This window comes from Streptomyces sioyaensis (genome assembly GCF_004122735.1).
Classification (GTDB): domain Bacteria; phylum Actinomycetota; class Actinomycetes; order Streptomycetales; family Streptomycetaceae; genus Streptomyces; species Streptomyces sioyaensis.
The window spans coordinates 1-25,520 of record NZ_SDIF01000013.1; the positions used below are offsets into that span (position 1 = coordinate 1).

20 protein-coding genes are annotated in these 25,520 nt (G+C 72.6%); 3 read left to right on the forward strand and 17 right to left on the reverse strand.

Going from position 1 to position 25,520, the window contains the following annotated elements:
* The coding region (locus EST54_RS06995; protein ID WP_129246121.1) for a collagenase at positions 1-2,197 on the forward strand (2,197 nt) is incomplete at its 5' end.
* A 62-nt stretch (positions 2,198-2,259) separates the two neighbouring features.
* On the opposite strand, the gene EST54_RS07000 is transcribed toward EST54_RS06995, so the two are convergent.
* The 3 genes from EST54_RS07000 to EST54_RS07010 all read right to left on the reverse strand — a co-directional run bounded on the left by EST54_RS07000 (position 2,260) and on the right by EST54_RS07010 (position 6,152).
* Positions 2,260-4,665, reverse strand: a complete 2,406-nt coding sequence (locus tag EST54_RS07000; protein WP_129246123.1) for a glycoside hydrolase family 65 protein — start codon at positions 4,663-4,665, stop codon at positions 2,260-2,262.
* A complete protein-coding gene (locus EST54_RS07005) occupies positions 4,662-5,426 on the reverse strand; it encodes an HAD family hydrolase (RefSeq protein WP_129246125.1) in 765 nt (254 codons plus the stop codon). Before EST54_RS07005 ends, EST54_RS07000 begins: the two co-directional genes overlap by 4 nt.
* Positions 5,427-5,576: 150 nt before the next feature.
* The gene (locus tag EST54_RS07010; protein ID WP_239012564.1) at positions 5,577-6,152 is read right to left on the reverse strand and encodes an Rv1733c family protein; all 576 of its coding nucleotides are present in this window, start codon (positions 6,150-6,152) and stop codon (positions 5,577-5,579) included.
* A gap of 270 nt (positions 6,153-6,422) precedes the next feature.
* Here EST54_RS07010 and EST54_RS07015 point away from each other — a divergent pair, with 270 nt between their 5' ends.
* Positions 6,423-7,298, forward strand: coding sequence for a universal stress protein (locus tag EST54_RS07015; protein WP_129246127.1), 876 nt, complete (start codon positions 6,423-6,425; stop codon positions 7,296-7,298).
* Positions 7,299-7,308: 10 nt separating this feature from the next.
* Here EST54_RS07015 and ppk2 read toward each other — a convergent pair whose 3' ends face one another.
* The 14 genes from ppk2 to EST54_RS07095 form a co-directional block, all read right to left on the reverse strand.
* Complete coding sequence (gene ppk2 / locus EST54_RS07020; protein WP_129246129.1) at positions 7,309-8,130, reverse strand: polyphosphate kinase 2; 822 nt, start codon at positions 8,128-8,130, stop codon at positions 7,309-7,311.
* 33 nt (positions 8,131-8,163) lie between these two features.
* Positions 8,164-9,510: a nicotinate phosphoribosyltransferase gene (locus tag EST54_RS07025; protein WP_129246131.1), complete on the reverse strand. Its 1,347-nt coding sequence runs from the start codon at positions 9,508-9,510 to the stop codon at positions 8,164-8,166.
* Positions 9,511-9,567: 57 nt separating this feature from the next.
* Positions 9,568-9,885 carry a dsRBD fold-containing protein gene (locus EST54_RS07030; protein WP_129246133.1) on the reverse strand — a complete coding sequence of 106 codons (318 nt, stop codon included), beginning with the start codon at positions 9,883-9,885 and terminating at the stop codon, positions 9,568-9,570.
* 164 nt (positions 9,886-10,049) lie between these two features.
* A complete protein-coding gene (locus EST54_RS07035) occupies positions 10,050-10,940 on the reverse strand; it encodes a universal stress protein (RefSeq protein WP_129246135.1) in 891 nt (296 codons plus the stop codon).
* Between the two features lie 108 nt (positions 10,941-11,048).
* Entirely contained in the window at positions 11,049-12,233 is a 1,185-nt protein-coding gene (locus EST54_RS07040) for a permease (RefSeq protein ID WP_129246137.1), read from the reverse strand.
* Positions 12,234-12,289: 56 nt separating this feature from the next.
* The gene (locus EST54_RS07045; protein WP_129246139.1) at positions 12,290-13,582 is read right to left on the reverse strand and encodes a sugar ABC transporter permease; all 1,293 of its coding nucleotides are present in this window, start codon (positions 13,580-13,582) and stop codon (positions 12,290-12,292) included.
* A 2-nt stretch (positions 13,583-13,584) separates the two neighbouring features.
* Positions 13,585-14,385 carry an ATP-binding cassette domain-containing protein gene (locus EST54_RS07050; RefSeq protein WP_129246274.1) on the reverse strand — a complete coding sequence of 267 codons (801 nt, stop codon included), beginning with the start codon at positions 14,383-14,385 and terminating at the stop codon, positions 13,585-13,587.
* Positions 14,386-14,396: 11 nt separating this feature from the next.
* A complete protein-coding gene (locus EST54_RS07055; RefSeq protein ID WP_129246140.1) occupies positions 14,397-15,494 on the reverse strand; it encodes a substrate-binding domain-containing protein in 1,098 nt (365 codons plus the stop codon).
* Position 15,495: 1 nt separating this feature from the next.
* Positions 15,496-18,036 (reverse strand): SpoIIE family protein phosphatase, encoded by a 2,541-nt coding sequence (locus tag EST54_RS07060; RefSeq protein WP_129246142.1) that lies wholly within the window; start codon positions 18,034-18,036, stop codon positions 15,496-15,498.
* 216 nt (positions 18,037-18,252) lie between these two features.
* The gene (locus EST54_RS07065; protein ID WP_129246144.1) at positions 18,253-19,281 is read right to left on the reverse strand and encodes a zinc-dependent alcohol dehydrogenase family protein; all 1,029 of its coding nucleotides are present in this window, start codon (positions 19,279-19,281) and stop codon (positions 18,253-18,255) included.
* Between the two features lie 514 nt (positions 19,282-19,795).
* Positions 19,796-20,038: a hypothetical protein gene (locus EST54_RS07080; protein ID WP_129246146.1), complete on the reverse strand. Its 243-nt coding sequence runs from the start codon at positions 20,036-20,038 to the stop codon at positions 19,796-19,798.
* Between the two features lie 101 nt (positions 20,039-20,139).
* Positions 20,140-20,565: a hypothetical protein gene (locus EST54_RS07085; RefSeq protein ID WP_129246148.1), complete on the reverse strand. Its 426-nt coding sequence runs from the start codon at positions 20,563-20,565 to the stop codon at positions 20,140-20,142.
* Positions 20,566-20,783: 218 nt separating this feature from the next.
* Complete coding sequence (locus EST54_RS07090) at positions 20,784-21,737, reverse strand: hypothetical protein (RefSeq protein ID WP_129246150.1); 954 nt, start codon at positions 21,735-21,737, stop codon at positions 20,784-20,786.
* Between the two features lie 217 nt (positions 21,738-21,954).
* Entirely contained in the window at positions 21,955-23,418 is a 1,464-nt protein-coding gene (locus EST54_RS07095; protein WP_129246152.1) for an amino acid permease, read from the reverse strand.
* A gap of 700 nt (positions 23,419-24,118) precedes the next feature.
* Between EST54_RS07095 and EST54_RS07100 the strand changes: the two genes are divergently transcribed.
* Entirely contained in the window at positions 24,119-25,489 is a 1,371-nt protein-coding gene (locus EST54_RS07100) for an NAD-binding protein (protein ID WP_129246154.1), read from the forward strand.
* The last annotated feature ends 31 nt before the right edge of the window (positions 25,490-25,520 follow it).

Below are 25,520 nucleotides of genomic sequence, written 5' to 3' on the forward strand. Positions count from 1 at the left end.
CGCGGGCGCGGCGGCCACTCCCCACCCCTTCGACCAGACCCAACGCCTCGCCAAGGCACCCAAGTTCACCGCCGCGCCCGCGCCCGCGCCCCGCTCCCTCGTCGGAAGGGACGGCATCCCGGGCCCGCAGACCAGACCGCCCACCGCGCCGCACCAGGGGAGATCCGCCGTCGCGCCCTGCACCCTCGACGGCATCACCGGCCTGAGCCCCGAGCGGTTCGCGGACTTCCTCGCCGACCCGGCCGTCACCGCCGACGTCTGTCTGCGCGGCCTCCTGTGGACCTGGGACCCCCGGCTGATCCCGGTCATGTCCGACGCGCACGTCCAGGCCGTGGCCCGCCGCATCACCGGCCTGGCCGTCGCCCACGACGGCAAGAACACCAGCCACCTGTACGAGATGTTCACGTATCTGCACGCGGTGGCCTACCAGGACTTCTCGCACGCCGAGATCGACACCACCGACGCCCCCACCGTCGACGCCGTACGGCGCGCGGTCGACGCCTTCGGCACCGCGGCCCGCACCTTCGACGTCACCCGCACCAACGCCGACACCCTGCGCGAAGCGCTCTACGCCGCCAGCGCCCCGGGGCTGCGGCAGCATCAACTCGACCTGATCGAACGGGTCCTGGCCACCATGGACCCCGCGCACACCGCCACCCACAAGGACGCGGCCTGGGGCAACGCCGCCCTCGCCGCGCTCTCCGTGAACTACCTGGGGGTCTACCCCGGCAACAAGGACACCGCCTTCCAGTACGCGGCCGCCACCGACCCCGGATACCGCGCCGTCTTCAAGGCCTTCGCCACGTACACCCACCTCAAGGACACGCCCAACGCCTGGGTCGTCCGCGACGCGCTCGGGGAGTACGGCCGCTTCGGCGAGATCGCCTCCCTCAAGCGGGCCATCATCGCCGACCTGGGAGCCCTGCTCGGCCCCCTCGTGCGGAACTTCGGCGACGGCAGCGAGCCCTGGGCCAAGGTCGCGAGCTGGCTCAACTACTTCAACGCCTGCAAGCCCTATGCCGTGTGCAAGGAGGACATCGAAAAGCGGATCTTCCCGCACACGTACTCCTACGACAACGGCGGCATCAAGGTCCGCACCGCCCTCGACCGCGCCGTCGTCGACCAGCTCTACTATGCGTCCAAGCAGGTCAGGGCGCAGTTCCACCGGGTGATCGGCACCGAGACGCCGCTGGCCGGCGACCCCAACACCACGCTCACCATCGTCCTGTACGCCTCACGCCACGACTACGAGGTCTACCACCCGCTGCTCACCGGCATGGGCACGAACAACGGCGGCGTCTACATAGAGCAGGGCGCCACCTTCTACACCTACCAGCGCCGCGTCCCCCAGGACTCCCGCCTCACCCTCGAAGAGCTCTTCCGGCACGAGTACGTCCACTACCTCAACGGCCGTTTCGCCGTACCCGGCTTCTTCGGCGAGGGGCCCTGGTACCAGGGCGACCGCACCACCGCCATGGACGAGGGCAGTGCCGAGTTCTTCGACGGCTCGACCCGCGACCACGGCATCGCCGTACGCAAGTCCCTGGTCCGCGACATCGTCGCGGACACCGCCGGCGGCACCCCCCGCATGACCATCGACCAGATGCTGCACGCGACCTACGACCGGGACGGCTTCCGGTTCTACTCCTACGCCGGGACGTTCTTCGAGTTCCTGTGGCGCACCTACCCGGCGAAACTCCAGGAGATGTACCGGCATCTGCGGGACGACGACCCGGCCGCGTTCGACGACTGGCGGAATCGCATGGGATCCGACGTGGGGCTCCAGCAGCAGTACGACGCATTCCTCGACACCCAGATCGCCCAGCTCGACGATCTCTATGTGCCGAACACGGCGTTCACGCCCAACGGTTCGCTGAAGTTCGCCACCCCCGACGAGGTCCGCGGCGCCTTCGCCGCCGCCACGTCCAACACGCCCACCTGCAAGGACGAGGGCGACCCGGGCACCGGCCGCTTCCTGTGCACCGGCCGGATCACCGCCAACCTCGCCAACTCCGGCAGCCCCGACCAGATCTTCAAGGACATGTCCGACACCGTCGACTACTTCATCCTGGAGCGCACCAAGCCCGCCGGGAACAACTTCAACGACATGAACTGCTCCTTCGGGCCCACCGACGTCTGGTCCTCGGGCCGGGCCGGCACCGCGGACTTCAGCTGTGAGGGTCCGCTGCGACGCTGACGGAGCCTCGACCGGCGGTGGCCCGGCTCGTCCGCGGGACGGGCCGGGCCACCGCCCTGCCCTCAGCGTTCCTCGGGCAGGTCGAGCCGGCGGGACGTACCGGGGGCCAGCGCGAACGAGCGGTCGCGCAGCTTGACCCGCACCGGGGGGTTCTCGGAGGCCGGTACCGCGATCCGTACCTGCTCGGGACGGATGCGCAGATCGATGTCCCAGTGGCGGCGGTAGCGGAAGCGGACCCCGAACTTCGACAGCTCGCGCAGCGGCGCCGGATCGAGCCAGAGGGCCTGGTCACGGGTCTCCAGGCCGGTCATGCCGCGCTGGACGAAGTCCAGGGTGCCGGCCATCGCGCCCAGGTGGATGCCCTCCGCGGTGGTGCCGCCCTGGACGTCCGCCACGTCCCCGGTCAGTGCCTCCTCGCAGTACGTCCAGGCGTCGGGACGGTGTACCCGGGCCAGGACCCAGGCGTGGACCAGAGCGCTGAGCGTGGAGCCGTGCGTGGTGCGGTGCAGGTAGTAGTCGACGCTGGCGTGCCAGATGTCGTCGTCGAGCGGGCAGCCCAACAGGCGGAACACCGAGGCGAGTTCCGCCGGCGAGAAGAGATAGCCCAGCATCAGCACATCGGCCTGCTTCGAGGCCTGATAGCGGTTGACGGTGTCGCCCTCCGCCTCCAGGATCCGGTCCAGCCGGCGGATGTCGCCGTAACGCTGCCGGTAGCCGTCCCAGTCCAGCTCGGCGAGCTTCTCGTACCCGGCGAACTGGCTGATCACGCCGTGGTGGTAGGGCACATGGAGCCGGTGCGCGATGTCGTCCCAGCGCTCGGGCTCCTCCGGGTCGAGCTGGAGGCGTTCGGACAGCTGCCGCTGATGGGCCTCGGGGAGCGTGCGGCACAGATCGAGGGCGCGCAGCAGCACCCAGGCCGCGGTGACATTGGTGTAGGCGTTGTCGTCCACCCCCGGCGCGGCGGCCCCCGGATAGCTGTCGTGGTACTCGTCGGGACCGACGACCCCGCGGATCCGGTACCGGCCGAGGGCGGCGTCCCAGTCCGCGGCCGCCGCCCAGAAGCGGGCGATCTGTAGGAGCATCTCCGCGCCCCTGGTGTGCAGGAACTCCGTGTCGCCGCTGGCCTGTCCGTACTGCCACACGTTGTAGGCGATCGCCGATCCGACGTGGTGCTGGAGCCGGGAGTGGTCGGGCAGCCAGCGCCCCGAGCGCGGGTTGAGATGCAGCTGCTGGGTCTCCTCGCGGCCGTCACCGGCGCTCTGCCACGGGTACATCGCCCCGGCACGGCCGGCTTCCCGTGCCGCGTGGCAGGCGGCGGGCAGCCGCCGGTAGCGGTAGTCGAGCAGGGCGCGGGAGACCTGCGGGAGGTGCAGGTTCAGAAACGGCAGGACGAACAGCTCGTCCCAGAAGACATGCCCGCGGTAGGCCTCACCGTGCAGCCCCCGGGCCGGCACCCCGACGTCCAGCTCCGCGGTGTGCGGGGAGAGGGTCTGCAGGAGGTGGAAGAGGTGCAGCCGCAGGATGCCGCCGGCCTCCCCGGGGACCTCCAGCTTGGCCTGCCGCCACAGGTTCTCCCAGGCACGGCGGTGCGAAGCGCGCAGCTGCCGGTAGTGCGGCGCCAGGACCACACCGTCCACCGCCGCGTGCAGCGGGCTGTCGATGGCCGGGTCGCGGGAGGTGTACAGCGTCACCGTCTTCTCCACGACCGCGGGCACCTCGGCGGTGACGGGCACCACCAGCGAGTGGAAGGCCTGCAGGGAGGAGAGCTGCGGGCGGGGCATCCGGCCGCGGCCTGCGGAGGCGCGGGTACGGGCGGCCAGCGCGATCCGGATGTCCGAGTCGAGCGTCCGGCAGCTCAGCCACACGATGTCCGGCCGCTCGTCGCCGGTGTCCCATCCCGTCAGATGCTGGTCCGCCAGGCCCTGGTAGCGCGCGATTCCGGCGTTGCGGACCGCGCCGTCGATCCCGGACTCCACCTCTACGGCCCCCGACCAGCCGTGCGCGGTGAAACACGTGCGCAGCGCGGCCAGATGGGGATCTCCCATGTGCACCAGCCGGCCCTGCTCCACGCTCAGCCGCCGGCCGGCCTCGTCCTCGTAGCACGACCAGCGGGTCAGGGTGCCGTGCCGCAGGTCCAGGGTCTGCCGGTGCTCCGTCAGAAAGGCGTGGTCGGGGGAGAGCCAGGGGCCGGGAGCCGTGTCGGCGGGGCAGATCCGGTAGCGCAGCGGGAGCCAGTTGGGCAGGTTGACCATGTCCTCGTTCTCGACGGTGTGGCCGTCCACGGTCGAGGTGAGCCGGTTGTAGCAGCCGGCGGCGTAGGTGCCCGGGTAGTGCGCCGGGCCGAAGAGCTCCTCGGTGGCCGCGCCGCGGGTGACGAAGTAGCCGTTGCCGAGCGCACAGAGCGATTCGCGCAGCCGTTCCGTGTCCGCGTCGTACCCCTCGTACGACCAGGTCCACGCGCGCGTCATCCGCCCTCCCCGGAGCGCAGCAGCTCGCCGGGGTCGGACACCACGACATCGGCGCCGCGCCGGCGCAGGGCGGCGGCGCTGTGCGGTCCGGCCGTCCGGTCCACGCCCACCACCAGGCCGAATCCGCCGCGGCGGCCGGCCTCGACACCGGCCAGGGCGTCCTCCACCACGGCGGTGTCATGGGGCGGGACCCCGAGCCGTCGCGCCGCCTCCACGAAGAGCGCCGGGTCGGGTTTGCCCGGCAGTTCCAGCCGGCGTGCCTCGTTGCCGTCCACCACGGCGTCGAAGAGCCCGAGCACCTCCGCCGCGGAGAGCAGCTCGGTCGCATGACGGGACGCGGAGACCGCGGCGCACGGCACCCCCCGGTCCCGCAGCGCGTGCAGCAGGCGCACGGTGCCGGGCCAGGTGGCGATGGCACGGGTGCGCAGCCGCGCGGTGAACAGCTCGTCCTTACGGGCCGCGACGGCGCGGACGGTGGCGGTGCCCGGGGCGTCGTCCACCTCGCCGAGCGGCAGCTCAAGGCCCCGGGAGCGCAGGAACGCGGCCGCCCCGTCCTCCCGTGCGCGGCCGTCGACGTACCGCAGATAGTCGTCCACCGGATCGAAGGGGCGCTGTCCGCCCGCGGCCGACAGGGCCGCGTCGAAGGCGTCCTTCCAGGCCGCGGCGTGCACGGCGGCGGAGTCGGTGATGACCCCGTCGGTGTCGAAGACCACGGCCCGCAGCGAGCGCAGCGGCGCTGCCAGGGACGGCGCACCGGTCATGGTGACGGTTCCGTTCGTCGGAGTGTCCCTTCCATGGCACCACGGCTACGGGCCGGGGGCGCGCCACACGGACAGCCCGTAACCGTCGCCCGGGGGCGATACCGCCGCACGCCCGCCGACGGCGGTACGGCGCGGCCGCCCAGCCGTGCGTCACGCCGCCGGCCGACCCCACCGGGGGTCTTCGGCCGCCCACTCCCGCTCCCACCGGTCGTAGCGCCGGCGGTTCAGCAGGGCCTGGCCGGCGCGCTCGGCGCCGAAGAGCAGCAGACCGGCCGAGGTCCCGGTCACGGTGCCGACCGCGATGCTCCCGCTCCTGACCCCGCCGGGGGTGACGGGGTCGCGGAGCAGGCTCCCGTGCCGGTCGAGCCAGGCGGACGTCCGGTCGCCGGCCCGCAGGTCCGGCGCCACCGTCGTCAGCCCCGTCCTGGTCCGGCCGTCGGCGGCCGTCCAGCGCACCGTGGCGTGGGTGCGGGTGCCGAGGCCCCCCGAGGTGTCCACCCCGATGCGGGCCGGCGGGTCCTCGGTCAGCACGGCCGAGACGGTGTGCCGGCCCGGTGGCTGCCGTGCCGCGCCGTCGTCCACCGCGTGGGCGGCCGCCAGTCCGGCGGCCGGTGCGCCCACCACGATCAGCGCGCCGGTGACCAGCGCCAGCCAGGTCTCCACCACATCCGAACGCCGGCGGAGCGGACCGCGCCGCCACGGCCGGAGCCTGGTGCCCAGAGCCATCACGCACCCCCTGCCTCTCCCGACCGTGGCATGCCGTACGGGACCGGCAGGAGGGGCCGAACGGCCCTCCCCGGGGGCTGCTCGGGACGCGGCCCGGGGAAGCCGGGGCACGGGCCGCGCCGGTACGGACAGGGGGCCGCCCGGGCAGCCGGGGCAGCGCCCGCGGGCGGCCCGGGCGCCGTCCTCGCAGGTCGTGCACACCGCGGCGCACGGTGCGACGGTGGCAGTACGCACCACGTCGTCGCCGATGCCCGGAAGGAAGTGGCGGGGATGGAGCATCCGCTGGTCGTGGGGACCGACGGGTCGGACTCCGCCGTCCGGTCGCTGGACTGGGCGGTGGACGAGGCGGCCCGCCACGGGCTCCCGCTGCGGATCGTGCACGCCTCCAGCTGGGAGCGCTACGAGGGAGCGTCGCTCGCCCAGGGCGCGGAACGCCCCGGCGAGCAGGTGCTGGAGGAGGCCGTGGTGGACTCGGCCGTCGCACACGCCCGCCGGCGGAACGCGGACGTCCCCCTCACGGCGGAGGTGCTGCCCGGCGACGCGGTCACCACCCTGCTCAACGAGGGGCTCCTTGCCTCGGCGCTGGTCCTGGGGTCACGGGGGCGCGGCGAGATCGCCGGTCTGCTGCTGGGGTCGGTCGGCGTGACGGTCGCGGCCCGCGCCAAGTGCCCGGTGATCGTGGTGCGCGGCGACCCGGCCGGACTGGCGGGCACGCACGGGCGCATCCTCCTCGGGATCGACGACCCGGCCACCGCCGCGACGGCCGCCCGCTTCGCGTTCCGCGAGGCCGAGGCCCGGCAGTGCCTGCTCATGGCCGTCTGCGCCTGGCCGCTCCCCGCCCATGGGACCGACCAGGCCCCGCCGCCCGCCGCGGGCTCCCGCAACGACCGGGAGAAGCGGGCGGCGGAGCTGCTGGACGAGGCGCTGGAACAGGCGGCCGGGGACCATCCGGCGGTGCGGGTGCGCCGCGCCACCGTCGAGGGGCCGGCCCACAAGGTGCTGGTGCACCGCGCGGCCGCCGCGGATCTGCTGGTGGTGGGGGTGCGGCGGCCCCGCGGCCGCTCCGGGCTCCAGCCCGGCCGGGTGGCGCACCACGCGCTGTGCCACGCCGCCTGCCCCGTGGCGGTCGTACCGCGGCACCTGTGACGGCGGCGCCTCACCCCTCCAGCCGGGCCGCATGATCGGGCACATACGTCTGGAGGTCCCGGGGCGGCCGCTGGTAGCCGGTGGCCGCCGGCCGCGGCGGCCAGTCCAGCGCGGGCGGGGCGATCTCGTGGTAGGGCACGGTCGACAGCAGATGGGCGATCATGTTCAGCCGGGCCCGCCGCTTGTCGTCGCTCTCGACGACGTACCAGGGGGACTCCGCGATGTCCGTGTGGACGAACATCTCGTCCTTGGCCCGCGAATACTCCTCCCAGCGGGTCAGCGACTCAAGATCCATGGAGGAGAGCTTCCAGCGGCGTGCCGGGTCCGTCAGCCGGCGCCGGAAACGCTGCTCCTGGACCTCGTCACTCACCGAGAACCAGTACTTGCGCAGCAGGATCCCGTCCTCCACCAGCATCCGCTCGAAGACCGGGCACTGGCGCAGAAACCGCTGGTGCTCCGCCGGCGTGCAGAACCCCATGACCCGCTCGACACCGGCCCGGTTGTACCAACTGCGGTCGAACAGCACCATCTCGCCCGCCGCCGGAAGGTGTTCCGCATAGCGCTGGAAGTACCACTGGGTGCGCTCCCGCTCGGTGGGCCGCGGCAGGGCCACGATCCGCGCCACCCGGGGGTTGAGGTACTGCGTGACCCGCTTGATCGTGCTTCCCTTGCCGGCCGCGTCCCGCCCCTCGAAGACCACGACCAGCCGGACGCCTTCACTGCGGACCCACTCCTGGAGCTTGACCAGCTCCGTCTGCAGTCGGTAGAGCTCCTGCTCGTACCGCGACCGTGACAGCTTCCGGGGCCCGTTGCCGCGCTGCTTCTCCGCCATGCCTCGACGGTACGGACACCTGCCCCCGAGGGCTCAGGCGTGCGTGCCGAACGGGGCCAGTACCTCCCGCTCGATCCGCCGCCGGACGCGTTCGGTCAGGGTGGACAGCCGCCGCGACATCTTCGGCCGCGCGGCGTGCGGCGACCGGATGTACCGGGCCGTGGCGGGCAGCTCCGCGACATCGGCCACGACCCGCCGCCTGGCCTCGTCGAGCCGGCCGCGCGCCGTACCGCGCCGGCCGTCCCGCATCAGCGTCTCCAGCAGCGGTGTGCTGCCCGCCGGGAGCGGCTCGTCGGCCAGGCCGAGCACGTCGTGGCAGCCGGGACGGCGGAAGACCTGCTTGCGGCCCGGGGCGGTCAGCTTCGCCGCCGAGAGCTTCATCACCGGGCGGCCGTCGTAGGCGACCAGCTTGTACGCGGAATCCAGTGCGGGAGCGTCGGCGCTGACCCCGACGCGGGTGCCCACCGCGTAGACGTCGATCGGTGCCCCCGCGCGCCGCAGGTCGTGCACGGCGTACTCGTCCAGCCCGCCGCTGGCGACGATGCGCACCTGTGGCAGCCCCGCGTTGTCGAGGATCGCGCGCGCCCGGCGGGCGAGTTCCGCGAGGTCACCGCTGTCCAGACGGATGGCCGAGCCGTCGCCGCGCCCCAGCGCGTTCAGCACCCGCGCCGCCGCCGCGACGCCGGACTCGGTGTCGTAGGTGTCCACCAGGAAGGTCACCGGTCCGGGATGGCACAGCGCGAACGCGGTGAAGGCCGCTTCCTCGTCCTCGAACGCCTCGATGTACGAGTGCGCCATCGTCCCCACCGCCGTCAGATCCTCCGCGTGCGCCGCCGCCACATTGCTGGTGCCCACGAAGCCGGTCATCGCCCCCAGCCGGGCCACCTGGTGGGCGGCCGCGGTCCCGTGGGTACGCCGCAGCGAGAAGTCCACGAGGTCGCATCCCTGCGCGGCGATCACACAGCGGATGCACTTCGAGGCGATGGCCGTCTGGTGGCTGAGGTGGTTGAGCACGCAGGTCTCCACGAGCTGCGCCTGCGGCAGCGGAGCGGTGATCTCCAGCAGCGGCTCACCCGCGAGTACGACACGCCCCTCGGGCACGGCCCGGACCTCGCCGGTGAAGCGCAGGTCCAGCAGCGGCGCCAGCTCCTCGGCCGGTCGTTGCAGCGCCTCGGCGAACACCTCGACGTCCTCGTGTCCGAGATGGAAGTCGGAGAGGTAATCGAGGACGGTCTCGGCCCCGGCGGCGATCAGAAAGCCCCGGTCCGGTGGCAGCGCCCGCACGAAGCAGCTGAAGGTCGCCGGCCGCGTCATGCCCTCGCGGAGGTACGACAGGGCCATGGTCACTTCGTACAGGTCGGTGGTCGTCGCGTCCGACATGGCCGACTCCCTTCCGCGGGCGGGCCCCGGCCGGACGGTGGCCGGCCCGCACCGGGCTCACGCCATCGCACTCGTCCAGCCGTAGGCCACGCGCTGCTCGGGCCGGGGCGGTGCGGCGCCGACGCCTTCGAGGTCCTTGTCGGCCGCCCGCAGCAGCTTCCCGGCGAGGTCCCGCATCGCCCGCCCGACCGCGAGCTCGTCCCCGATCTCCGGTACGTCCTGGTCGTCGGGGCTGCACCGGGCCGTGCCGTGCCCGGTGAGCGTGGTGGTGCCGTGCAGCGTGGTGTTGCCGGTGTGCAGCGCCACCCGCGCCGTGGTCCTCCCGTCCTCCTCGACGAGGTACAGCCGGACGGGCCACTCGACTGTGTGTCCCATGGATTGCCTCCGCTTCCTTCCCGGGGCACCGCCGCCGGAGCCCGCGGACGGGCGCGACCGGGCCGCCCGCCGCCCCCCGCCGGCAGCCGGTCCCGGCCGTCAGCGCCCTCACCGCCATCATCCGCCTTCCGGGGCGGGGCGTCCTCCCGCGGTCGCGGGCCGTCTCAGCCCCTGGACGGTGTCCCTTCGTGCGGCACCACGGCCACCGGACACGGCGCGCGGTGGACGACCGACTGGACGACCCGGCCGATCCGCGGGCCCGGCAGCCGGTGCCGGTGCCGGTGCCGGCGGCCGATGACGAGCAGCTCCGCGTCCGCGGCGTGGTGCACCAGCGCGGGCACCGGTCCTTGCATGGCCACCTGGTGGTCCACGGGCAGGTCCGGGTACTTTTCGCGCCACGGTTCCAGGGCCGCGGACAGCTCCTGGCGGGCATCGTGCGCCGCTTCCCGGGCGGCGCTCGCCTCCACCCCGCCGCCGCGGTTGTACGCGTACGAGGGCAGGTGCCTGCCGTGCAGGACCCGCAGGGTGGTCTGCCGCCGGGAGGCGGCGGCGAAGGCGAAATCGAGCAGAGACACACACGGGTCGTGCAGGCTCAGCCCCACCAGCACGGCCCGGTCCCGCTGGGCCGTGGCCTCCTGCCGGGCGTGCACCAGAACCGTGGGGGCATCGGTGCACGGCACCAGCTTCAACCCCAGCTCGCTGAGGGCGTAGCGGGACACCGGGCCCAGGTCCTTGGCGCCGAGGACCAGCAGGTCCGACACCTCCGCGGCCTCCCGGAGGGCGTCCAGCGGGTCCTTGGGCACCAGCATCATCTCCACCGGGAGGTCAGGGAAGCGGGTGCGCACCTCCGCGGCCGCCGCGTGCATCATCCGGTGCGGCCAGTAGTTCTGGTCCCGGTCTGTGGGCGGGCGGCGCTCCGGCTCCGGCGCCAGCAGCACCCACGCGTGCAGCAGCCGCAGAGGCGCCTGCCGCAGTTGGGCCTCCCGTGCCGCCCACAGGACTGCCGACAGGGATTCGGGCGTTCCGTCCACCCCTGCGGTGACGACATCCTTCATGGTTTCTGTCCGTTCTGACGCGCTAGAAAGGTCCGCGCCTACAACCCACCGTGCGCGGCACCGGTCGCCGGGGCATCGGACTTTCGTCCTTTGACCGACCGACCTTCGTCAGTGCGGGCCGCGACCGCTGTCGTCGGGCACGGGGTGCGTCCCCCGGCTGTCGGGCGGGGCGCCGCCCATCACGCGGAGCATGGACCGGCCCCCGGTGCGCAGGAAGCGGTGGACCAGGGCGGCGGCGAGCAGAAGGAAGGCGATGTTCAGCCAGGTGGTGTAGTCCCAGGAGACGCCGGACATGGGGATCGTGGCGTCGGCCTGACGGGGAATCAGCCCCAGTGCGCCGAAGGTGAATTCCACGAAATAGCCCGCCACCACGATGGCCGCGTAGAAGGTGGCCAGCAGGAAGAGGGCCATTCTGATCCCGTAGTACTTCCGGTAGATGTGCAGGATCGGCAGGATCAGCAGGTCGGCGAAGATGAAGGCGACCACCCCGCCGAAGCTGATACCGCCCTTCCACAGCACCACCGCCAGCGGCACATTGCCGATGGAGCAGACGAACGAGGCGATCGCCACCAACGGGCCGATCAGCGGCCCCCACAGCTTCGCGGCCAGCGGGTGCCCCTCGAAGAAGAAGGCGCGCCAGAAGCTGTCCGGGACCCAGGCGGCGATGGCGCCGGCGATCAGCAGGCCGATCACCAGGTCCTTGAGGATCGCGGCCCACTCCATGACGAAGACGTGCGAGGTCGAGGTGTATCCCTCGGCGGAGAACAGCCGCCGGGCGAAGGACCCGCCGCGGCGTACGGACATGTCCATGGCGGCATGCCCCTCCATCGACCCGGCCAGCCCCCGTTCGGCCTGCCGGCGGGCCGGGCTCAGCAGGGTGTCCCGCAGGAAGAGGCGGAACAGCAGGGCCAGCAGCACGATCATGACCGGGCCGCCGATGAACTCGGCGGCCGTGAACTGCCACCCCATCAACAGTGCCAGGATCACGCCGAGTTCGATCACCAGGTTCGTGGAGGCGATCTCGAACGCCATCGCGGCCGTGAAGTTCGCTCCCTTGAGGAAGAGCGAGCGGGCCAGTGCGACCGCGGCGTACGAGCAGGACGAGGACGCGGCGCCCAGCGCGGAGGCCATCGCCAGGGTGCGGGGCCGGTCGTCGCCGAGCAGGCCGAGCACGGTGGAGCGGTGCACCACGGCCTGGACGACCGCGGACAGCGCGAAGCCCAGGATCAGCGCCCAGGTGATTTCCCAGGTCATGGATCCGGTGACGGACAGGGCGTGCAGGATCGCGGACATCGGCTGAGGTGTTCCGCGGCCGGCCGGGGCTCAAACTCCCGCCGCCCCGGGGCGCGTCACACCCGCCCGTGCGCCCGTTGTGCCCGCCGGGAGAGCGAGTCGATGACCACGGCAACGAGCAGCACCCCGCCCGTGATCATGAACTGCACGGCGGTCTGGATGCCCATCAGGGCCACTCCGGAGGCGATCGACTGGATGACCAGGACGCCGAGCAGTGCCGACCAGGTCCGGCCGCGGCCGCCGAACAGGCTGGTGCCACCGATGACCGCGGCGGCGATGGCGTCCATCAGCAGATTGCCCCCGCCGGACGTCTGGCTCGCCGAGGTGACGCGCGAGGCCAGGAACAGGCCGCCGATCGCGGCCATCGTCCCGGAGACCATGAAGACCGAGATCCGCACCAGGCTCACATTGAGGCCGGTGCGCCGGGACGCCTCGACGCTGCCCCCGAGCGCGAAGATCATGCGGCCGTAGGGCGTGCGGCGCAGGACGTAGTCCAGCCCCACGAGCATCACGAGGAAGATCAGCAGGGCCAGCGGGAGCCCCAGGAACTGGTTGAGCACCCAGGCCGCCGCCAGGGAGATCGCCGCCAGCACGCCCGTGCGCAGGACGATCTCGCTCATCGGCCGGCAGGGCACACCGGCCGCCCGGCGCCGCCGCACACCGTGGTACGAGGCGAGGAAGAACGCGGCGGTGCCGAGCGCCGCCAGGCCGTACGCGGCGGCCACATTGGTGAAGTAGTAGCTGGTCAGCTTCGCGACCAGACCGTTTTCGTCGATATTGATCGTGCCGCTGGCGCCCAGGATGTAGAGCATCAGGCCGTTCCAGCCCAGCAGGCCCGCAAGGGTGACCACGAACGCCGGCACCCCGACCTTGGCGAGGAAGAACCCCTGTACGGCCCCGATCAGCGTGCCGCCGAGCACCGCCAGGACCAGCGCCGGGGCCTCCGGCATGCCCTGGTTGACGCTCAGCACCGCGAAGACGGCCGCCGCCAGGCCGCTCACCGAGCCGACCGAGAGGTCGATCTCGCCGAGCAGCAGCACGAAGACGACGCCGATCGAGATCATTCCGGGACCGACGATGTCCACGCTCAGATTGGACAGATTGCGCGGCGAGAGGAAGTTCTCGTTGAGGCTCTCGAAGATGATCCACACCACGACCAGGCCGAGGGCGACCGGTACCGAGCCGAGCTCACCGCTGTGGAACCGGCGTTTGAGGATCTCCAGGGGGTTCTGGCCGCCGGCCCCGGCACCGGCCCCGGCCGCGAGCTGCCGCCGGTCGGCGGCGGTGACGGCCCCGCCGGCCTGCGCACCGGCCTGCTTCTGCTTCCGCAGCGTCCACGTCCGGCTCACGGCTACGCCCCCCACCCTTGGGAGGCGCGGCGCGTCACGGCGTTGTCGGTGGCTCCGGTGATCGAGGAGATGATCTGCTCGTGGGACGTGGTCGTCACATCGAAGAACCCGTTGTTGCGCCCCAGCCGCAGGACCGCGATCCAGTCCGCAACGGCCTTGACGTCCCCCATGTTGTGGCTGATCAGGAGCACACCGAGACCGCGTTCCCGCAGCTGCTCCACGAGGTCGAGGACCTGGGCGGTCTGCTCGATGCCCAGGGCCGCGGTGGGCTCGTCCAGCAGCACCAGCCGCGGTTCGCCCAGCAGCGAGCGGGAGATCGCGACGGTCTGCCGCTGGCCTCCGGAGAGCGAGGCGACCGGGAGGCGCACATCGGGCATCCGGATGGCGAGGGTGTCGAGCAGGTCCAGGGTCAGGCGCTCCATCTCCACCTCGTCGAGCACACCGGCCCGGTGGATCTCGCGGCCGAGGAAGAGATTGCCGACCACATCGAGGTTGTCGCACAGCGCGAGGTCCTGGTAGACGGTGGCGATCCCCAGGGCCTGGGCCTCGTGGGGCCGGGTGATCTGGACGGGCCGGCCGTCCCACTCGACCGCCCCCTCGTCGGCGGGGTCCACCCCCGCGATCACCTTGATCAGCGTGGATTTGCCCGCGCCGTTGTCGCCCACCAGCGCGACGACCTGACCGGCACGGACCTCCAGTTCCACATCGGCCAGCGCCTGGACGGCGCCGAACCGCTTGAAGACGCCGCGCAGCGCCAGCAGCGGCGGCGACGGCGGTCGCCGGACGGATGCACCGGACTCCATGGGTACCTGCCTCACCTGGTGAGCCCCGCCTTCAGGCAGGCGGCCTCGAACTTGGGGGTGCAGATCTGCTCGATGGTGTACATCCCGTCCCTGACCACGGTGTCCTTGATGTGATGCACGGTCACCGGGATCGGGGTGAGCAGCACGGACGGAATGCCCTGGGTGGTGGGGCTGTTGACCTTGTGCGTGGTGATGGTGCCGAGGCTCTTGCCGCGTCCCAGTGCGACGGCCATGGCGGCGGCGGTGTCGGCCTCGGGCGTGAAGGGCTTGTAGACGGTCATCAGCTGATCGCCCTGGACGATGCGCTGAATCGCGGCGAGTTCGGCGTCCTGGCCGGTGACCGGCGGCAGCGGATCGATCTTGGCCGCCCGCAGGGCGGAGATGATGCCGGCGGCGAGTCCGTCATTGGCGGAGTAGACGCCGTTGATGCTGTCGGCGCCGAGCGCCGCGATGGCGGCGGACATGTTGAGGTTGGCGTTCTCCGGCCGCCAGCCGGCGGTGTCGTACGCCTTGCCGATCTTCACCTTCCCCTGGAGCGCGGCCAGCGCACCCCGCCTGAACCAGGCGGAGTTGGGGTCCGTCGACGCGCCGTTCATCATGACGATCTGGTCGTCGTGCGCCTTGCTGCCGAGCGCCTTGAGCAGCGCCTCGCCCTGCAACTTGCCGACCTTCGCACCGTCGAAGGAGACGTACGCCGACACCGGCCCCTCCACGAGGCGGTCGTAGGCGACGACGGGGATGCCCGCCTTGTGCGCGTCGTCGACCGAGGAGCGCAGCGACTTGGAGTCGACGGCGTCGAGGACCAGCACCTCGACCCGCTTGGTGATCATTGCGTCCATCTGCTGCTGCTGGGTGGCCACATCGTGCTGTGCGCTGACCGTCTCCACCGTGCATTCGCGGCACAGCCGGTGGATCTCCTTCTCGATCAGGGGCCGGTCGAACTTGTAGAAGCGCGAGGTGTTGTCCGGGAGCAGCACACCGATCCGCACGGCCCCGCCGGACGGCCCGCCGGGCTCGTGCACCCCGCCGGCCTCCCCGCACGCGACCGGGCCCGCGATCAGGCACAGTCCGGCCAGGATCACGCCGGCTCCGCGCAGCCGTGCACGCACCTCAGCGCACCTCCTCACCGTTCCGGGGGACGTCCGTGCCGTCCGGAGCGTCCGCCGCGCCGAGCCGCTCGCCCGGCTGGAGGGTGATCTCGCTCCACACCTGCTTGCCGCCGCTCAGCGGCACCGAACCCCAGGACGCCGACATCGCCTCGACGAGCAGCAGCCCGCGGCCGCCGGTCGCCTCCCAGTCCACGGTCGTCGGCTTGGCCGGGGCGCGGGGCGAGGCGTCGTTCACCGCGACCCGCAGCCGGTCCGCGGCCAGCGTCAGATCCAGCCGGACCTCGCCCTGGGTGTGCGCGATGGCGTTGGTGACCAGCTCGGACACCACCAGCAGGGCCACGTCGACCTCTTCCGTCACGCCCCAGGTGCGCAGGGTGCGGGCGGTGAAGCGGCGGGCGTGCATCACCGCGTCGGGCAGGCGCCACACCGCCCAGCGCACCCGGGTGGGGCGGATCCGCATCCCGTCGTAGCGCAGCACCAGCAGCGCCACGTCGTCGTCGCGCCGCTTGGCACTGCCGAGCAGCTCATCGGCCAGCCGCCCGGCATCGGCCGGATCGGCGGCGCCGAGCGCCGCACACACCCGGCCGATGCCCTCGTCGAGGGGGAGGGTGGCCGACTCGGCCAGGCCGTCCGTGAGCAGGACGAGCACGGTGCCCGGGGTCAGCCCGACCTCGGTCAGCGGGAACTCCCCGTCCGCGGCCACGCCCAGCGGCGGCCCGCCCTCGACCGGCAGTTCCTCGGTGCTGCCGTCGGGCAGCCGCAACAGCGGCGGCAGATGTCCGGCCCGGACGAACCAGGCGATGCCCTCCTCCATGTCCAGGTCCACATAGCAGCAGGTGGCGAACAGATCGGTCTCCATGCCCAGGAGCAGCCGGTTGGCGTGCGAGACGACCACATCCGGCGGATGGCCCTCCACGGCGTAGGCCCTGATGGCGGTGCGCATCTGGCCCATGATCGTGGCGGCACCGGCGCTGTGGCCCTCCACATCGCCGATGACGAGCGCGACATGACCGTCGGCGAGCGGAATGACGTCGTACCAGTCACCGCCCACTTCGAGCCCCATCGTGGCGGGCAGATAGCGGGCGACGGCCACCCCTCCGGGCAGCGACGGCAGTTTGCGGGGCAGCAGACTGCGCTGGAGCATCGTGGCGAGCTCGTGCCCCGCGTCCAGCGCATGGGCGCGAACCAAGGCCTGCCCCACCAGACCGGCGGTCGCGGTCAGCAGGGACCGCTCCTCCGGCCCGAACGCATGCTCCTTGTCCCACCCCAGCAGGCACACCCCGACGATCCGGCCGTCGGCCGGCAGCGGCAGGACGGCGAGACCGCCGGGCCCGAGGTCCGCAAGGCCGGGTTCGAGGGCGGCCCCCGGCGGCCACAGGGCCACATGGCCGGACCGCAGCACGCTCTCCAGCGTGGGCATCGACTGGCACGAGGTATCGGGCCACTCGGACCGCCACTCGGACTGCCAGAAGGCGGGCCAGTCCGTGGGTTCCGGGGGATCGAGGACGGACACCACCAGCCGGTCCGCCTCCAGCTCGGCCACCGCGACCCGGCTTGCCGCCAGCGGCAGCCGCAGCGCGGCGACCACCACCCGGCTGACGTCCCGGACGGTCGTGGCGCCGCCCAGCGCGGCGGACAGCCGCTGCACGATGGAGACCTCGTCGGCGGTGGGGCGCAGATACGAGGCGTCGGCGACCACCCCGAGCATCCGCTCCGGGGTGCCGTCGGCGTCCACCAGCACCCGGCTGCGCAGGGTCAGCCAGCGCAGCTCGCCATTGGTCCGGCGGATACGGATCGACAGCTGCTGGCCGGGGACGGGATGCCGGTCCGGCTCCACGAGCGACATCAGGGCGGGCACATCGTCCGGTGCGGTGTGTGCCAGCAGGGTCTCCACCCGCCGGTCGAACTGCTCGGGAGGGATGCCGAACAGCTCCAGCACCTGCCGGTCCGCTTCCATCCGTCCGGTGCGCAGCATCAGGGTGAAGGCGCCGCCACGGAGGGTGTCCAGCCCCGGTCCCAGCAGGGACCGCCGCTCGGTCCGGGCCATGACCCGGGCGCCCACGGCCTCCAGCCCCGCGGCCACCTGGTCGGCGTGCAGCTCCAGAAGGTGCCGGCGGTCGGCGTCGAAGGCCCCGGCGGCCTGCTCCACGACCACCAGGCACCCCAGCCGCTTGGTCTCCCCGCCCAGCGGCAGCACGGCCAGCGAGACGTCGGCCGGTGGTGTCCCGGTCTCGTTCCAGGCGTCCGCGCCGCTGGTCCCGGGGGAACCGGCGGTGCCGTACTCCGCGAGGTCGGCCGGGCTCAGCCACAGCGGGACGCCGGTACGGAAGGCCGTGGCGACCGGCGAGGTGCCGGACAGCGGGTAGCGCGTCGGCAGTCCGTACGGGACGCCGGAGCCGCCGACCATCTCGGCCAGCTGAAGTTCGCCGTCCGCTTCGGCCGGCACATAGACGGCGGTCAGCTCGGCCCCGGTAGACCCAAGGACTCGTGCGGTCACTGCCTGCACCGCCTCCGTACGCCGGAAGCCGTCGTCGTAAGCCACGGTCGCCGTATCCGCCCTCGGGGGCCAGGGCGTCAGCCCCGCCACCGCCTCATCGGATAAGTCGGAAATTACCGCCTTGTCTCCATGGTGCGGCACGCAGGGAGGCGGGAGCTAGTCGACAGGCGGAACACGGCGGGTGACGGGGGAGGTGCTCGCCGCGTCCGTGGCGGGCCGCGGTGGCGCGGGCGGACCTGCCCGGGGGCCGCGGGCCCCGGATCAGTCCGGCGTCAGCACGGCGGCCCCCTGTACCCGGTCGGCGGCCAGGTCCGCGAGGGCCTGCGGGGCGCGGCTCAACGGATAGGGGCTGACGGTGACCCGGATGCCGATCCGCGCCGCGGCCGCCAGGAACTCCCGGCCGTCCTGGCGGGTGTTGGCGGTCACGCTGCACAGGCGGCGCTCGTAGAAGAGATGGCGCTGATACGTGAGCGGGGGGATGTCGGTGAGATGGATCCCGGCCACGGCGAGGGTTCCCGCCCGGTCCAGCGCCGCCAACGCCACCGGCACGAGATCGCCCACCGGCGCGAAGAGGATCGCCGAGTCCAGCGGTTCGGGCGGGCTGTCGTAGGCGCCTCGCGCCGAGGACGCGCCCAGTTCGAGGGCGAGTTCGCGGGCCTGCGGGGACCGGGTCAGCACATGGACGGTGGCGCCTTCGGCGAGGGCGACCTGCGCGGCCAGATGCGCCGAGCCGCCGAAACCGTAGATGCCGAGCCGGCCGCCGGAGGGCAGTGCGCTGCGGCGCAGCGCGCGGTAGCCGATGATCCCGGCGCACAGCAGCGGCGCCAGCTGGGTGGCGTCCTGGTCGTCCGGCAGCGGGTAGGCGTAGTCCGCGGGCACGAGCGCAGCCACGGCGAAGCCGCCATCGGCGTCCCAGCCGGTGTACCGCGAGTCCGGGCAGAGGTTCTCGTGACCCGCCCGGCAATACCGGCAGACCCCGCAGGTGCCGCGCAGCCATGCCCCGCCGGCCCGGTCGCCGACCCGGAACCGCGTCACCGCCTCGCCCACGGCGGCCACCCGGCCGACGATCTCGTGGCCCGGCACGGTAGCCGTGCGGTGCGGGGGCAGATCGCCCTCCGCCAGATGCAGATCCGTACGGCAGACGCCGCAGGCCTCCACCCTGAGCAGCAGGTCGTCGGGGCCCGGCTCGGGGGTGGGGCGGCGGACGGCGACCAGTGGCCCGGAGGTGATCGGGCCAGGGTGGTGGACGGCCCAGCCGGACACCGTGTCCGGGCCTGCAACGGTGGCCATGCCCCCAGGATCGCGCCCACCGCGGGGAGGGACAAACGGTGCGCCGGCCGGTGTGCCGGTGGCCGGGCGGCCGCACCGTACGAGGCCGCCCGCAGCGGGACCGGCCCGGCCGGGCGGGTGCGTCGGCTCCGATGGGGCGGCGGACTGCACGGTGTTGCCGGTGCGTCACTCTGTGGTCGGGCCGAGCTCGACGCAGCATTCCCCCGGGCGAGGCGCCAGTGCGGCTTCCACGCCCCTGACCTCAAGGCCCTGGAGGTAGCCGGCGATGAAGGCGTGATTCAGGCCGCCGGCTCCAGCACCCTCACGTCCACCCTCCTGGGCACGCTGCGCAGCGACGCCCGCTCACGTGCTGAGTTCCTGTCGCTGGCCGGACTCACCTGACACGGCCCTGCGGGGGCGCTGCTTCGCTCGCGCCGGAACCGGAAGACCGGCCGCGGGCGGTGTGCGAGCGGTGAGCCCGACGCGGGCTCCGCGGGGCCGGGTGGCCGGCCTCCTGGTGTGCTCGCCGGATCCGTCAGTTTCCGACCTGGCGACGGAAGAGCGCCGCCAGCTTCCGCACCATCCGGGACAGCAGGCACCCGCGGGCCGGGGGAGCGGTGTCGGGGGCGGCGGCCGACGGGCCGTCCGGCGGGGGAGCCGGGCTGTCCGGGGGCCGGGGCGCGGTCGCGTCGGTGGGTGCGGTCCTGGGTTCCGGTGCGGTGCGCCTGGCTTCGGCACGGACGAGCGCGCCGAGCGCGGTGAAGACGTCGAGGGGCATGCCACATCTCCTGCGGTGGAAGTCCTGAGCGCTGACGACGGCAGGCCGCACTCGCCCCATGTCCCGTGGGAACAGGGGGAGTTGAGTGCGACCGGGCCGGATCAGCAGCGCAGGACGTCCGCTCGCTTCGGCGCGGCGGGAGCGGCGGCCGTCATGACCACCGCGGAGGAGGCATCTCCAGGGGCCGGGCTGATCTCCGTCACGGGAGAGTCCCCGAGCGTCTTGCCGCCGGCGCCGGTGGGGAGGTGCGGGCGCGGATGACAGAGCGTCGCGTCGCACAGGCGCCGGACGCCGCTGCCCGGATGCTTGCCGGCACCGTCGTTCGACGCCAGCACCGGTCCGGCGGGCAGGCACGGTCCCTCGGCCGGGGCGCCGGACCGGGGTGGGCAGCCGGTGGGATCGAGGGTCGGGGCGTGCACACAGCAGGGCGTCAGCGTGGCGAACAGCAGGGCCAGCAACGCGAGGAACAGCAGCATGCGCCGGCGGTCACATGCCGCCGGGCGGCCGGTGCTGACGCTGTCGCGCATGCGGATCTCCCAACCCTCTTCCGTGAGGGGATCCCCTGGAAGCGAGCCGGACACTCCCGATACGCCGCAAGAGCCGACAAAACCACCCGTTCCGGGTAGGCGCTCGCACATATGCTCCGCGCCCCGGCACGCGCCTTTCAGCGGGGCAGAGTTACCGGCCGCCTCTTGTGCCGGCCGGTCCTGCCGTCAGCCCCGTCGCCCGCGGCACCGCGTCGGGCTCACCGCTCGTCGCTCGCATACCGCCCGTGGTAGTGCGCGTACCGCTCCACGGGGTCGCCGTCCAGGCTCCACGGCCAGGGGACCACCACGCCTCCGGTGGCGCGCAGCACGGCCCCGGCCTCGGCGGTCCGGGAGGACTTGAGCAGTGCATAGGCCAGCAGATTGAGATCCGCGAGGGCGGCCGCGTGGCCGAGGAATCCCGGGCTCGTCCAGTAGTGCGCGGCATGATCGAGTGCCCTGGCGGCGTCGGGGCGGCGCCAGATCTCGCCGGCACCCACGGCCGCCAGCCCGCCCTCGGCGACCGCCCGCTGATGGCTGCGGACGAAGGCGGTGAGCTCCAGTCCGGCGGCCGGGGCATCGGAGGGCATGGCGGAGCGGACGCCGTCGAGCAGATCCAGCACCAGGGCGCTGGAGCCGCACTCGTCCGGCGACAGATAGCCCAGGGCCTGCAGATGTGCCTCACGGTTCCACGGATCGCGGGCCTTGATCTCGCGCCAGATCGCCGACAGCTCCGAGGAGGGGCGCCGCTCCAGGCGGAGGACGGCCAGTTGCAGGGTCCACGGGGTGGGGTCGGCGGGGATCAGTTCGGACGCGAGCCGGCAGGTCTCCCGGGTGGCGTCCAGATCGACGGCGGCGTCCTGATGCCGGGCGTGGAGCAGATCCGACCAGGCGTGGAGCAGCAGTGCGCCGTGGTGCTGCGGGCGGTGCTGGCGCCAGATGCCGGGCAGCGACCGTCCCGCGGACCCCGCGAGCACCGCCAGCCGGTGGGCCTTGCGGTCCCAGTCCTCGCCGGCGTCGTCGATCACGTTCGCCATCAGGGCCATGACCGCGGTGTCCAGCGAACCGCGGGACCAGCAGGTCTCGACGCGTCGCCGCACCTGGCCCAGTTGGGTGTCGTCGAGCTCGGGAACGAGGCGGGGAAGGCTGCCTTTGCGGCGTCTGAACACGGGCATGTCTGCGGCGGTCTTCCCTGGTGCGTCGGGGCTGAGATGCGGCCGAGGGTAGTGGGTTCGGTGCGGAGGCGTCCGAGGTGTCTGAGGGGTGGACGTGAGGAGGCGCGGAGGTACGGACGTGCAGACGTGAGGAGGCGCGGAGGTATGGACGTGCAGACGTGCCGTACGGGCAGAGGTGCGGAGGAGGGCACCTCTGCCCGTACGGCACGTTGCGCGGCTAGCGGGAGCTGACGGCTGCCTTCTCGGCGGCGCCGCGGCCGAGCCGGTCACGGACCAGCGAGATCGCGACCACCAGCGCGGCGACGAGCACCGACAGCAGCACCTGGATCCGGCCACCGCCGTCGCTGTCGTCGGTGAGCATGTAGACCAGCACGAACGAGATCATGGCGATCGTCGCCCAGGTCAGGTACGGGAACAGCCACATCCGGACGAGCAGCTTCTCGGGGTTCTCGCGCTGGATGATGCCGCGCATCCGCAGCTGCGAGAAGCAGATGACCAGCCAGACGAAGAGCGCGACCGCGCCCGAGGAGTTCAGCAGGAACTGGAAGACCGTGGTCGGCCACAGGTAGTTGAAGCCCACCGCGATGAAGCCGAAGAGGACCGAGGCCACGATCGCGGCCTGCGGGACGCCACGGGAGTTCGTCCGGGCGAAGGACTTCGGGGCGTCGCCGCGCTGGCCGAGGGAGAAGGCCATCCGGGAGGCGGTGTAGAGACCGGAGTTGAGGCAGGACAGCACGGCGGTCAGCACGATGACGTTCATGATCTGGCCGGCGTGCGGGATGCCGATCGAGTCCAGGGCCGCTACGTAGGAGCCCTTCTTGGCGATCGCGGGGGAGTTCCACGGCAGCAGGGAGACGACCACGAGGATCGAGCCGAGGTAGAAGATGCCAACTCGCCAGATCACGCTCTTGGTGGCCTTGGTGACCGCACGCTCCGGGTCCTCGGACTCACCGGCGGCGAGGGTGACGATCTCGCTGCCCATGAAGGAGAAGACGACCATCAGCACACCGGTGAGGATCGCGCTGGGTCCGTGTGGGAGGAACCCGCCGTGGGAGGTGAGGTTCCCGAATCCGGTGGCCGCGTGGTGGGTGCCGGGCAGCACACCGAATATCGCCAGTCCGCCGAGGACGATGAAGGCCGCGATGGCGACGACCTTGATGCCCGCGAACCAGAACTCGAACTCACCGAACGAGGAGACCGAGGCGAGGTTGGAGGCGGTCAGGACGACCATCACGATCAGCGCCCAGGCCCACTGCGGGACGGCCGGGACCCAGCTGGTCAGGATCGCCGCTCCGGCGGTCGCCTCGACCGCGAGCACCACGACCCAGAAGAACCAGTACAGCCAGCCGATGGAGAAGCCGGCCCAGCGGCCGAGCGCCCGGTCCGCGTACGCCGAGAAGGAGCCGGAGGTCGGGTTGGCGGCCGCCATCTCGCCGAGCATCCGCATCACGAAGACGACCAGCGCGCCGACCAGGGCGTACGACAGCAGGATGCCGGGGCCGGCCGCGGCGATGCCGGAGGCGGAGCCGACGAACAGGCCGGCGCCGATGACTCCACCAACGGCGATCATGGACAGATGGCGGTTCTTGAGGCCCGACTGCAGGCCGGACTGCTCTGGAGCCTGCCCGTTCCCCGGCGGGGCGGGCGGGGCAGCTACAGAGCTGGAGGGAGAAGTTGACATCTGAACATCCAATGAGGGTTGGAGGGTCCTGCATGTGGTGACTCTGATCGCCTCAAATATCCGGACGCACGACAGGGCCGGGTGCTGGCAGGTGGCGATCATGGCCCTGTCGAAGTTCCAAGGCGCGACGTACAGGGTCGCGGCCCACGGATGCCTGCGCGGATGGGGGAGCGCTTGATGGCGCCGCCACGCTATTGCCCGTCCTCCTCATGAGAGGTGAGCCGCATCACGTCCGGATTGGATTTGCGCAAGCGTATGTGGCGGTGCGCCGCGAGGTATTTGTGAGAACGGACAAATTCGTTCTCAATGGCTGTCCGTCCGACCAATGTGCTGGCGCGAAGAAACCGGCTCACGTTGCCGCGAAGCGCCATTCCGCCCGGTATGGAAGCCATCAACCAGGCTTGCCCCGGCGGGCTTTGAGCGGCAACTGGTGCGCTCGCACAATGCCACGCGGGAACCCTTGGTCAGCAGCACAGATGCCCGGGACGCCGCGCGCCCTAGCGTGAGTTCGGTCATACCACCGGCCGACGCGCAAGGGGACTCCATGGCCGCCCTTCCCCCCGCCCGACAGACTCCTACCGCTGTGACCACCGGTTCTTCCTCCACTCCACCGGTGGTGGGCGACGACGGCGGGTCCGCTGACCCAACGCCGGGTGAAAGGTGTGCGGCATCTCCGGATACGCCACCGAGCGAGCGGTTCGTGGTGATCGGGGCGACCACGCTGGCCCGCCGGGTCTGCGCCTCGCTGGACGGCGGCGGCCACCGGGTCGACCACCTCGCCGCACCCGACGACCGGGACCTGCGCCGTGCGCTCGCCGCACGGCCCGACGGCGTCGCCGTCCTGGTGGGCGACGATCTGTCCGCCCTGCGCTACGCCCTCGCGGTACGCCATGTCCGTGACCGCGTCCGGATCGTCGTCACGGTCTTCGACCGCACCGTGGCGCAGCAGCTGCGGCTGCTCCTGCACGACTGCGTACCGATCTCGCCCGCCGATCTCCTGGCGCCGACGCTGGCCGGTCTGTGCGTGGACCGCGAGGCGCTGGCCGTACGGGACGACGGGCACGGTGCGGTGGCGGTCCGCCGGCAGCGGGGACGGCTGGTCGAGACGCCGTGGCGGGCGAGTGCGGCGGCCCGGCGGCGGGCGCTGCTCGGACGGCTGCGCGGACAGCTGCAGCCCCATGACGCGGACGCCCGGCTGCTGCTCATCGGGCTGCTGGGCATCGTGGCCGTGCTGGCGCTGGACTGGGCGTGGCTGGTGAGCGTGTTCCACCGGCCGGTCAGCACCGCCTTCCTGGAAGCCTCGCGGGTCGTCGCCGGGGTGGGTCCGGCCGCACCGCACGACGGCCACCCCGGGTACGAGGTGGTGTCCGGTGTGGCGATGCTGGTGACGGTGGGCTTCACCGCGCTGCTGACCGCGGGCATCGTGGACCGGCTGTTCGGCCCGCGGCTGGTCGGGGTCCTGGGGCCGCGGGTGCTGCCCCGCTCCGGTCACGTCATCGTGGTGGGACTGGGTCAGGTGGGGCTGCGGCTGTGCCAGACGCTGCGTCAGCTGGGGGTGCCGGTGATCGGCGTGGAGCGGGAGCCCGCCGCCCCGAACCTCCGCCTCGCGCGGTCGATGGGGATACCCGTGGTGCTGGCACACGGTGAGGACCGCCAGGTGCTGGCGCGGCTCGGGCTGGGACGGGCGTGCGCCCTCGCCGCCGTCGGCTCCCATGAACTCGACAACATCGCCGTCGCGGTCGCCGCCCACGCCGTGGCGCCCGACGTGCGGGTGGTGCTGCGGGCCGGCGAGGACGAGGCGATCGCCGAGACCCGCTCGCTGCTTCCGCTGGGGCTGACCCGCGACATCGTCCGGACCAGCGCGGCCTATGTGACCGCCCATCTGACGTCCCGGCCGGCCGGGGAGCCGCCGCGGCAGGTCGTGGCCGACGCCGACTGCGACTACGTCGACCTGCCCGCACACGGTCTCGTCGGCTGGCCGGTGCCGGCCGGGGACGACTGCGGGCATGTGCCCGCGGCGGCGGCCGGGGACGGGGGTGACACGGTCCGCGCCGCTCCCCGGGCCGGCTGAGCGCGGCAGCCCTCGGACGGCCGGCCGGGCG